This window comes from Paenibacillus sp. Aloe-11 (genome assembly GCF_000245715.1).
Classification (GTDB): domain Bacteria; phylum Bacillota; class Bacilli; order Paenibacillales; family Paenibacillaceae; genus Paenibacillus; species Paenibacillus kribbensis.
Genome location: NZ_JH601076.1, coordinates 3,324 through 13,082 on the forward strand (window position 1 = coordinate 3,324; position 9,759 = coordinate 13,082).

11 protein-coding genes and 1 pseudogene are annotated in these 9,759 nt (G+C 48.3%); 3 read left to right on the forward strand and 9 right to left on the reverse strand.

Annotated elements, in window-relative coordinates; genetic code table 11:
- The 9 genes and pseudogenes from WG8_RS29135 to cls form a co-directional block, all read right to left on the reverse strand.
- Nucleotides 1–251 (reverse strand): annotated as a pseudogene (locus WG8_RS29135) (protein-(glutamine-N5) methyltransferase, release factor-specific); the annotation flags it as partial.
- Nucleotides 252–254: 3 nt separating this feature from the next.
- Nucleotides 255–1,322 (reverse strand): peptide chain release factor 1, encoded by a 1,068-nt coding sequence (gene prfA / locus WG8_RS23470; RefSeq protein ID WP_043891363.1) that lies wholly within the window; start codon nucleotides 1,320–1,322, stop codon nucleotides 255–257.
- A gap of 333 nt (nucleotides 1,323–1,655) precedes the next feature.
- Complete coding sequence (ychF, locus tag WG8_RS23475) at nucleotides 1,656–2,756, reverse strand: redox-regulated ATPase YchF (RefSeq protein ID WP_007432768.1); 1,101 nt, start codon at nucleotides 2,754–2,756, stop codon at nucleotides 1,656–1,658.
- A 132-nt stretch (nucleotides 2,757–2,888) separates the two neighbouring features.
- Complete coding sequence (locus WG8_RS23480) at nucleotides 2,889–3,380, reverse strand: GNAT family N-acetyltransferase (protein ID WP_007432769.1); 492 nt, start codon at nucleotides 3,378–3,380, stop codon at nucleotides 2,889–2,891.
- A complete protein-coding gene (fni, locus tag WG8_RS23485) occupies nucleotides 3,377–4,477 on the reverse strand; it encodes a type 2 isopentenyl-diphosphate Delta-isomerase (protein ID WP_007432770.1) in 1,101 nt (366 codons plus the stop codon). Before fni ends, WG8_RS23480 begins: the two co-directional genes overlap by 4 nt.
- A 201-nt stretch (nucleotides 4,478–4,678) precedes the next feature.
- Nucleotides 4,679–5,170, reverse strand: a complete 492-nt coding sequence (locus tag WG8_RS23490) for a DMT family transporter (RefSeq protein ID WP_007432771.1) — start codon at nucleotides 5,168–5,170, stop codon at nucleotides 4,679–4,681.
- A gap of 31 nt (nucleotides 5,171–5,201) precedes the next feature.
- Nucleotides 5,202–5,906: a Crp/Fnr family transcriptional regulator gene (locus WG8_RS23495; protein ID WP_007432772.1), complete on the reverse strand. Its 705-nt coding sequence runs from the start codon at nucleotides 5,904–5,906 to the stop codon at nucleotides 5,202–5,204.
- 63 nt (nucleotides 5,907–5,969) lie between these two features.
- Nucleotides 5,970–6,395: a DMT family transporter gene (locus WG8_RS23500; protein WP_007432773.1), complete on the reverse strand. Its 426-nt coding sequence runs from the start codon at nucleotides 6,393–6,395 to the stop codon at nucleotides 5,970–5,972.
- Between the two features lie 263 nt (nucleotides 6,396–6,658).
- Entirely contained in the window at nucleotides 6,659–8,170 is a 1,512-nt protein-coding gene (gene cls, locus WG8_RS23505) for a cardiolipin synthase (RefSeq protein WP_043891362.1), read from the reverse strand.
- 231 nt (nucleotides 8,171–8,401) lie between these two features.
- Between cls and WG8_RS23510 the strand changes: the two genes are divergently transcribed.
- From WG8_RS23510 to WG8_RS23520, 3 genes are read left to right on the forward strand one after another with little or no spacing between them, the layout of a single operon-like run.
- Nucleotides 8,402–8,995 (forward strand): TetR/AcrR family transcriptional regulator, encoded by a 594-nt coding sequence (locus WG8_RS23510; RefSeq protein ID WP_007432775.1) that lies wholly within the window; start codon nucleotides 8,402–8,404, stop codon nucleotides 8,993–8,995.
- Between the two features lie 25 nt (nucleotides 8,996–9,020).
- A complete protein-coding gene (locus WG8_RS23515) occupies nucleotides 9,021–9,362 on the forward strand; it encodes a DMT family transporter (RefSeq protein ID WP_007432776.1) in 342 nt (113 codons plus the stop codon).
- Nucleotides 9,362–9,676: a DMT family transporter gene (locus WG8_RS23520; protein WP_007432777.1), complete on the forward strand. Its 315-nt coding sequence runs from the start codon at nucleotides 9,362–9,364 to the stop codon at nucleotides 9,674–9,676. The genes WG8_RS23515 and WG8_RS23520 overlap by 1 nt, the downstream gene beginning before the upstream one ends.
- The last annotated feature ends 83 nt before the right edge of the window (nucleotides 9,677–9,759 follow it).

Consider the following 9,759-nt stretch of genomic DNA (forward strand, 5'->3'; position numbering starts at 1 on the left):
TCGCCCGCTGCTTTGCGGGCTATGGCCTCTTCCCACGTCTCTTTGCCAGAGACAGGGAATGGATCAGCCAGCGCAGCATAAAAGGCCGTGCCTTCCAGCCCAAGCACATGCTCCAGCAACAGGCGGGCGTTATGCTGTGGCTCCAATACGCCACAGCCTCCTAAAAAAGAAGAAGCCTCAACTAAGGCTTCTCTGATACTTATACTCCGATCCGGCGACATTCGATATGCACGATCACGTTCGTGTCCCAAGGCTTAAACCTCTTGTTCCATCAAATCAGCCTGCTCAGCAATCGTAAGTGCCGATACGATCTCTTCAATCTCTCCGTTCATCACCTGATCCAGCTTGTGCATAGTCAAGCCAATCCGGTGATCTGTTACACGGCTTTGCGGGAAGTTGTAGGTACGAATGCGCTCACTGCGATCCCCAGTACCTACTTTGCTCTTGCGCTCGCCTGCATATTTGGCTTCCTCTTCCTGACGCATCATATCCGAAATGCGGGCGCGCAAAACCTGCAACGCCTTCTCCTTGTTAGAGTTCTGGGATTTGCCGTCCTGGCAGGTCGCCACAATGCCTGTTGGCATATGCGTCACACGCACGGCGGATTTTGTCGTATTGACAGACTGACCGCCCGCACCGCTGGAGCAGAAAGTATCCACACGGATATCCTTGTCTAAAATTTCGATATCCACTTCCTCTGCCTCAGGCATCACAGACACCGTGGAGGTAGACGTATGAATACGTCCGCCAGATTCCGTCGTCGGAATCCGCTGTACGCGGTGTGCGCCGCTTTCGAATTTCATTTTGCTGTATGCACCGCGTCCGTTAATCATGAAAATAACCTCTTTAAAGCCCCCCAGGTCATTCATGTTCGCATCCATCAGCTCTACACGCCAGCCTTGGGTATCTGCATAGCGGGTATACATCCGGTACAAGTCCGCTGCAAACAGTGCGGCCTCGTCACCGCCCGCAGCACCACGAATTTCGATAATAACGTTCTTATCATCGTTCGGGTCCTTTGGCAGCAGCAAAATACGGATTTTCTCGTCCAACTCCCGCTTGCGGGCACTCAACTCTTCAATCTCCATTTTGACCATTTCACGCATCTCGTCGTCCAGCTTTTCACCCTGCATGACTTTAGCAGCGTCCAGCTCTTCAACGACAGTTTTATATTCGGTATATGCTTCATAAGCAGGCTGTAAATCAGACTGTTCTTTGGAATAATCTCTAAGTTTCTTGCTATCGTTCGCCACATCCGGATCGCAGAGCAGTTCGCTCAGTTTATCGTAGCGGTCCGCCAATGATTGCAATCGGTCCAACAAGCGATTCACCTCTTCAGTTAAATTAATATGAACCAGCATCAAATTCACTGGCTACAGCTCTTTATTATAACAACTAATCAGTTAATTAGCTACTATAAATACTTGCTAATTTGGGATTTTTGCAAAATTCCGCAAATCCATTGGAGTCGGATGCACAAAATCCTGAATGAATTGAATGGCAAATTTTCAACCAAGAAAAGAAATGCGAATCAAATAAAAAGCCGCCGCCCTGAACAGGCAGCGACCAAGTTAATTAAGTACATGCAGGAAAGACATGTACAATCACCTAAATGTTCGCATATCAACACCTAGTACTATACGCTGAAAAGCATACTAAACATTAAAGCGGAAATGCATAACGTCTCCGTCCTGCACCACATATTCCTTGCCTTCCAAACGAAGCTGACCACGTTCCTTGGCCCCGTTCATAGAACCAGCAGCGACCAAATCATCGTAGGATACAACCTCGGCGCGAATAAATCCGCGTTCAAAATCCGAGTGGATGACGCCCGCAGCGCCTGGTGCTTTTGTTCCTTTGTGAATAGTCCATGCGCGTACTTCCTGCACACCTGCTGTGAAGTACGTATACAGTCCCAACAAGCGGTAAGCTGCTTTGATCAGACGGTTCAGACCGGATTCAGCCAGTCCCAGCTCCTCCAGGAACATCGCCTTGTCTTCGCCTTCCAGCTCGGCAATTTCAGACTCTACTTTGGCACTGATCGGTACCACTTCAGCATTTTCTGCGACTGCAAATTCACGTACCTTTTGCACATATGGATTGCTGTCAGCTTCTGTTACACCGTCTTCACTTACATTAGCCGCGTACAGTACAGGCTTCATCGTAAGCAAATGGAGATCGCGTACAATGAGACGATCTTCGTCCGACAGTTCCACGCTGCGCGCAGGTTTGTCAGCATACAGCGATTCCTTGATCCGTTCCAGTACTTCAACCTCTTGGGCGTACTGCTTGTTGCCGCCCTTCATGTTTTTGCGGGAACGTTCAATGCGCTTGTCTACACTTTCGATATCCGCCAGAATCAGCTCCAGATTAATGGTCTGAATATCGCTGATCGGGTCAATTTTGCCGTCCACATGGGTAATGTTCTCATCTTCAAAGCAACGCACCACATGAACAATTGCATCCACTTCACGAATATGGGCCAGAAACTTGTTACCCAGACCCTCGCCCTTGCTGGCGCCGCGTACAAGTCCTGCAATATCAACAAATTCAAAAGCCGTCGGCACCGTTTTGTTCGGTACAACCAGCTCCGTCAGCTTATCCAGCCGCTCGTCCGGTACTTCAACGACCCCTACATTAGGGTCAATGGTACAAAATGGATAGTTTGCGGATTCCGCCCCCGCTTGCGTTATTGCGTTAAACAGTGTTGATTTGCCCACGTTCGGCAAGCCCACGATCCCCGCTTTTAAAGCCATAATCAGAACAACTCCCGTTTATATAAAATATGCGTTATACCATCTGTTAGTTTACCAACCCACATTATATAGGAGAACCTATACATGGGGCAAGCATACAGCTGTGGAATTAGGATTTTGCTGCATCCCTGTTTAAATTTCTTTGCTCATCTGGATATCCGTAACCCGATAACCCGACTTGCGATATACATGCAAAGCTCGCTCGTTATGCCCGAATACGTGCAGACCGATGCGAACCGCGCCCAGCTTGCGGGCTTCCTGTTCCAACGCCCCCATCGTCAACGTACCCAGACCTCGCCCCTGATATGAATCGTAAACGAGAATATCCAGCAAAAAAGCTTCTTTGCCTTGCGTACCTTCTGTAATGTTGAACCAGATATATCCCGCTTCCTCCGGGCTCTGACCCGTACCACCTGAATATTCAAGCATGTACAAGTGAGCATGGGGTGTATCCAGTCTTTGCGGCAAATATGTTGCAAAGCTTTCCTTTGCCCGTTCCGGCGCTTCTTCTACCGTCCACGTGCCTGCCTGGATTTTCTCCTCCGCGTAATCCGCGAGCGAGCGCTGCTCAAAGCGTTCATACTGCTCTGCGTTCATAGGAACCAATCTGATAAATCCACTCATCCGTTCGCCTTCTTTCTTAGTCGAGTTGTGTCTTTAAGACCTTCAATCCCAGCTGCTCCGATGCCAAACATGACTGTACGCAATTCCAGCTCCACCTGCTCCAGTCGGGCTTCCAAAGCCTCGCTGGAGGCGACCGCCGAGCCGAGCAAGGAACGTCCGAAGCCTGCCATGTCAGCGCCCAAAGCAAGGGCCTTGGCGGCATCGACACCGTTTCTCAATCCACCGCTGCCGATCAGAGCACCATGGGGCTGAGCGGCTCTGACTTCTAAGATGCAATCTGCGGTGGAGTTCCCCCAATCCGCAAACGCTTCCGCCGCCGCACGGCGTACAGGATCGGGATTGCGGAATTTTTCCACCTGGCTCCAGCTTGTCCCGCCCGCGCCAGCGACATCAATAAAAGCTGCACCCGCATCATATAGTCTGGAGGCCGTCTCGCCATCGATGCCCCAGCCTACTTCCTTGACTCCTACAGGCACTGAAAGCTGACGACACAGCTCCTCAATACGCCCAAGCAGACCGCTGAAATCTAAATTCCCTTCGGGTTGAAAAATCTCCTGCAATCCGTTCAAATGCAATACCAGCATGTCAGCTCCGGCAATTTCCACAGCACGACGACAATCGTCCACACCAAATCCGTAGTTTAGCTGTACCGCCCCCAGATTGGCGAAAATCGGTATATTGGGCGCCAGAGGGCGAACCGCAAAGGTTGAAGCCAATTCTTCTCTTTCTACCGCAGCCCGTACCGAACCTACGCCCAACGCCCAGCCGCGCTTCTCAGCCGTCTCTGCCAATCGCTCATTAATCGCTCCCGTCTCAGCGCTGCCGCCTGTCATGGAGCTTATGAGCAGCGGTGTGCGCACAGTGCGCCCCAGAAAGGCAGTATTCAGACACACCTCGTCAAAATGCAGCTCAGGCAGTGCGCAGTGCTTAAAGGCATACCGCTCCAGTCCACTGGTGATGCCTTGCCCCGCCACATCTTCTTGCAGACAAAGACGGACGTGCTCAATCTTCCGTTCACCTGTCCGCGCGGCAGGCAACAAGGAGCCAGTCCTGCCGGAACCGTCAGGTGGTCCTTTTTTATGCTCTGCATTACTCATCTATATTTCACCTCATCCAAGTCGCTCTGTTTATCGGTATCGGGGCCATGAAGCACAAATAAGACCGTTCCCGAACACGGTAACCGATCTATTTATCGTCTCCTATATCAGAGCCTTTAAAAACGTCAATTTAAGATATCTTCATTGTATCATGGATGGAAAAATATATACATCACAAGATATAGGCCATCTTGCCTCAATTCATCCCTTCAGTGAGTCAGGTACAGGCGTAATGTTATCTGGTTGTTCCTTTGTACGACCTTGGCCAAGCTTGAATACCAGAATGCCACCGATAATGACCAGTACTCCGATCAGCTTGTTGAAAGTGAACGGAATCTTTTCCAGTCCCAGCCACCCCAGCGAATCCCACAACAAAGCAGTACCTAATTGTGCCGTCAATACAACCGAGATTGCATAGGTTGGGGCAAGCCGCTTCATCCCTTGTACCAGACAGAACACGACACCGACGCCAATCATTCCACTGAACCAGTACCACAGCTGCATATGCTGCAACGTAAATGTATTTTTCCCTTCAAAAATAAGACTTCCGAGCAGGGAAGCCAGAAAGCCTGTGCCCAGTACCAATGTGGTTGTAGCCCATGAACCTGTCCGCTCATTCACCTTGTTGTTGAATATCGTTTGCAAACTGACCAAAGCACCCGCAATGATCGCCAGTACAATCCCTAATAACATGATTTCAACTCTCCCCTGATAATCCTTTGGTTTATAAAGACTCGTAAATATTCTGGCCTGCCAGCTCGCTTAAACCTTGTCTGTCCCGAATGACAATGTAGCCTTTTGTCCGCTCAACCCATCCATCCTCAATCATCTTGCGTATGACTCGGTTAAGATGCCTGTAGCTGGTTCCGATCAGATTGGCCACATCTACCAGACTGGATACCCGTAATTCCTCATGAAAGGCGGAATCAGATTCCTCAAAAGAAACGGATAGCAGGTAGCTCGCCAGCCTGACTTCGACGGGGTACATGAGATTAAAATTGGAAAAGTCGGAGTCCAGGCAAAACTTTCGTGTGACAACATCCAGTAAAAATTGCAGTAAAGGGGCATAGTCTCTTCCGTATTTATGCATCCATTGATGGTGGATACCGATCACATAGATCGGAGACACTGCCTCTACCGTGTTGATTACGTGACTACTGCGAATATATTCAACATCTCCAATGACTTCGATCGGTTTTTTGAAGCAGAGGATCAGTGTCTTGCCTTCTGTAGAGCTGGTATAAATCTTGACCTTGCCCTGTACCAATATGTACAGATATTCAATAGCATCCCCCTGTGAACAAAGCTTTTCCCCTTGTTCCAAACGATGCAACGATAAATGAGGACGCAGTGGCTCATAGAGTATGGATTCCAGCTGATGCAGGTGCAAAAAATGTTGCAGTTGCTCCTGGTCCTGAATTTCTCTCATTCCTAAGCTCACCTTCAATTCTGCGTTCTGGACTTTTTCAACGAATAACGAATGAAGTTCTAGTTAGAGCTTCAAAATAATCACACCCGCGATCATCATACCAATGCCTATAAATTGCGGTAGCTTCATCTTTTGCTTCACTAGACCGAACCATCCCCTGATATCTGCCAGGAAGGTTAAACACAGCTGGGAAATCAACAGAGTCGAAATCGTGAACGTTACCCCGATATGCTGAATAGCCGTAACTTCACTGAATATAATAATAGCTGCAAATGCGCCACCCCAAAGATACATCGGCTTTACCTGTTTCATTTCGGCCACACGTCCGTCCCGTGTAACCATCCAGACCAAGGCAGCCAAAATAAAGCCAGTTAATTGAGTAACCGTAGCTGCCTGCCATGTACCGATATCATGACTAATTCGTGTATTCGCCACCCCTTGCAGCGTAATGCAAGCGCCTCCTAGAAAAGCAAACAAAATTCCTCTCATCAATCGTTATTCTCCCCATGTAAATGACGTTTTTATATATTAAAGTATAGGGCAGACTTCCAATAAAGGACATATGTCCTCAATCATTTGGAAAACGAATTGTGGGTGGCCGCTCCAGCGGACAGCAAGCTGACCCGACAGGTTGCGGCCTATTTTGATAAGCTATAGAATAACCAAGGGGCAGAATACAGTCTGGATCTGGCGGCTTACGAGGATCATTCAACCTTTTGGAAAAACATCTTATACTGGCATGCTCCCCTCACCTATAAGAGTGGTGAAAGCAACCGGGCAAGTGATTCCATCAAGCGTTTGAACAGACGCTTTTTCATAAATTCCTCGCGCACAATTAGGCTGGCAGAATTCAAGTCCCGTTCGTAATCCTTCACCATCTGCTGTACACTGCGCGTTTGGATCAACAGGGCATTGACTTCAAAGTTCAAATGAAAGCTGCGCATATCCATATTGGCTGTTCCAATGGTCGCAACCTCTCCGTCAACAATGAGCAGCTTGGAGTGAAGAAACCCTTTTTCATATTCATATACCTTAACCCCTACCTCCAGCAGCGATTGGAAGTATGAATGGGACGCGAGAAACGGCAGCCACTTGTCCGGTTTCGCAGGAAACAGAATGCGCACATCCAGACCGGATAGAGCAGCCATCCGCAGTGCAGTCAGAATATCCTCGTCCGGGATGAAATAAGGAGTGGCGATCCAGACAGACTTACGAGCGGACGTGATCATGGAGAAAAACAGATTTTTGAGCGTTCTCCGCTCATTATCCGGGCCGCTGGCAATGATCTGCACGCCTCCGTCCGTAATCGGTTCAATATTGGGAGACAGATATTCCTTATCCAGCACCGATTCGCCTGTCATATGAAGCCAGTCCTGCAAAAATATAAGCTGCAGCGTCCGCACAGCCTCACCCTTCACAATCATGTGCGTGTCACGCCAGAAGCCGTAGGCTTTATTGCGACTAAGGTACTCATCCCCTACATTCAGACCGCCAATCAATCCGATATTGCCGTCAATGACCACGATTTTACGGTGATTGCGGTAATTTACCCGGCTGGAGAAGAATAAAATCCGCGCGCCACCGTATGCAACGACCTCTACTCCCGCATCTCTCATCTCCTTCAAAAATGCCTTCGACAACTGAATGCTGCCTACCGCATCGTACATAAACCGAACCTTGACGCCTGTTTTCGCCTTTTCGATCAAAATTTTCTGAATGCTGGTACCGATATCATCCGACCGGAAAATGTAATATTCCATATGGATATGATGCTGCGCCTTACGCAGCTCTTCCAGCAAAGTGGAGAAGGTTTCATCTCCATTGTTCAGAATTTGAGTTTCTGTTGCAAAATAAATCGGGGAGCGGGCCAGTCTGCGAGTCAAACGCATCAACTGCTGCTGCTCATCTGTAAAGCAGGTCAGATCACGTTTGACGTGCATGGCATCCTTTTCAATCCGCTCGTAAGCCTGCTGGTCACGCAATGCCTTTTTGTCATACTTGCGGCGTTTGAAAACATTTTGCCCAAACAAAAAATAAAGAGGAAGTCCAACAACTGGCAGCAAAGCCAGCAGCAAAATCCATGACATCGTAGTGGAAGGATTGCGATTCTCCGAAAAAATAATCAGACTGATAGAGATAACCGTCAGGGTAGAAAAGATACTGATGACAGTCCCTTCATTTGTACCGATGGAATTAAACAAGCCAAAATAATAAAAAATAAACACTAAAACCGCGATCAACACGGCCAGCAAACTTCGCCTCATAGCCAACCTCACTTCCAGTGGACTGCATTTGACAGGTATTCTTCATTATATTGTACATGAGCCCCTTATTTCTTCCCACTTTTTTATTAAAGTTGATGATAAAAAATGAATCTGGAAAAAAGCAAAGCATAAGAAGAGCTTGTAAAATCCTTACAAATGAAAGGATACGGGGTTGACACTCATTTTTTTTCGTGCAAGAATAAACTAACGAACGTTAGGTAGGTGAAAATAATGGGGATGGAAGACATTCGAAAGGCTGCTCTTTTCCAATTCGCCACCATTGGGTATGAGGGAGCATCCTTGAGCAGTATTGCCGGTGAGGTCGGTATTCGAAAACCGTCTATATATGCGCATTTTCAAGGCAAAGAGGATCTGTTTCTACAGGTGGCGAGATATGCTTTTCAAGAGCAGAACTTACGTATTTTCGAATACTTTACGGAACGCATGGATCAGTCGCTGGAGCATACACTGCATGACTTCCTGTTTTGGATGGGACAGGAATATGAGAACAACAACACCGCCAAGTTTATGATTCGCTTTTCCTTCTTTCCGCCTGTGTCTTTGTATAACGAGGTTCTGGATATTGTTAATCCTTTTCTGGACAAAATGGAGCGAAAATTGACCCGCCGCATCCGGAATACGCGGGATCGGGAACCCTTTGGACATATGGAGCCAGTGGATATGGCTTTAGCCTACATGACATTGGTGGACGGAATCATGGTGGAGCTGCTGTACAGTGGAAGCATCAACTACCACCGGAGACTGAACGCTGCGTGGCCTATTTTTTGGCGTGGGATTACGTTAATTCCACCTCATGAAGCATGAAGAAGCAGAGAGGAGAACGTTCATCATGAACCGCAGTTGGATTTATGTTTTTGTCGGCGGCCTGATTGAGGTCGTATGGGTATCGGGTCTGAAGCACGCGGATTCTGTACTCGCCTGGATGATAACCGTGCTGGCGATCGCGGCCAGCTTTTATTTGATTATAAAGGCTGCCAACCGCCTGCCTGTAGGCACCGTGTATGCCGTATTCACCGGATTGGGCACAGGCGGGACCGTTGTAGGTGAAATGCTGATATTCGGGGAACCGTTTCAATGGTCCAAAACGCTGTTAATCGCACTTTTGCTGGCAGGTGTCATTGGCCTGAAATTAGTGACTGACCGCGATGCTCAGAAAGGAAGTGACGCATAGTGGCTTGGCTTGCATTGGTTATGGCGGGATGTTCGGAAGTATTCGGAGTCATTGGCATGAAGGGAATTACGGTTGGCAAGGGATGGAAGGCTTTCATGCTGATGGTCTTATCCTTCGTCCTCAGCTTCTCGCTGCTCAGCTATGCGATGAAGAGCTTGCCTATGGGGACTTCTTATGCGGTATGGACAGGCATCGGGACGGTAGGCAGCACGATTACAGGCATGTTTTTGTACGGTGAGCAAAAAAGCGTATTGCGTGTCCTGTTCATCGCCATGATTCTTGCCGCAGCTTTGGGACTAAAGCTGATTTCCTAAAGGAGTGACGCCTTGTGATCACCACTGTAACACTGAACGCAGCTGTAGACAAAATCTACACCGTTGCAGGCTTCGGCTTGAAT

Coding starts and splice junctions, on each gene's coding strand:
- WG8_RS23510 (WP_007432775.1), top strand. CDS start 8,402: ATGGGGATGGAAGACATTCGAAAGGCTGCTCTTTTCCAATTCGCCACC.
- WG8_RS23495 (WP_007432772.1), bottom strand. CDS start 5,906: ATGAGAGAAATTCAGGACCAGGAGCAACTGCAACATTTTTTGCACCTG.
- ychF (WP_007432768.1), bottom strand. CDS start 2,756: ATGGCTTTAAAAGCGGGGATCGTGGGCTTGCCGAACGTGGGCAAATCA.
- WG8_RS23490 (WP_007432771.1), bottom strand. CDS start 5,170: ATGTTATTAGGGATTGTACTGGCGATCATTGCGGGTGCTTTGGTCAGT.
- WG8_RS23480 (WP_007432769.1), bottom strand. CDS start 3,380: ATGAGTGGATTTATCAGATTGGTTCCTATGAACGCAGAGCAGTATGAA.
- WG8_RS23500 (WP_007432773.1), bottom strand. CDS start 6,395: ATGAGAGGAATTTTGTTTGCTTTTCTAGGAGGCGCTTGCATTACGCTG.
- cls (WP_043891362.1), bottom strand. CDS start 8,170: ATGAGGCGAAGTTTGCTGGCCGTGTTGATCGCGGTTTTAGTGTTTATT.
- fni (WP_007432770.1), bottom strand. CDS start 4,477: ATGAGTAATGCAGAGCATAAAAAAGGACCACCTGACGGTTCCGGCAGG.
- WG8_RS23515 (WP_007432776.1), top strand. CDS start 9,021: ATGAACCGCAGTTGGATTTATGTTTTTGTCGGCGGCCTGATTGAGGTC.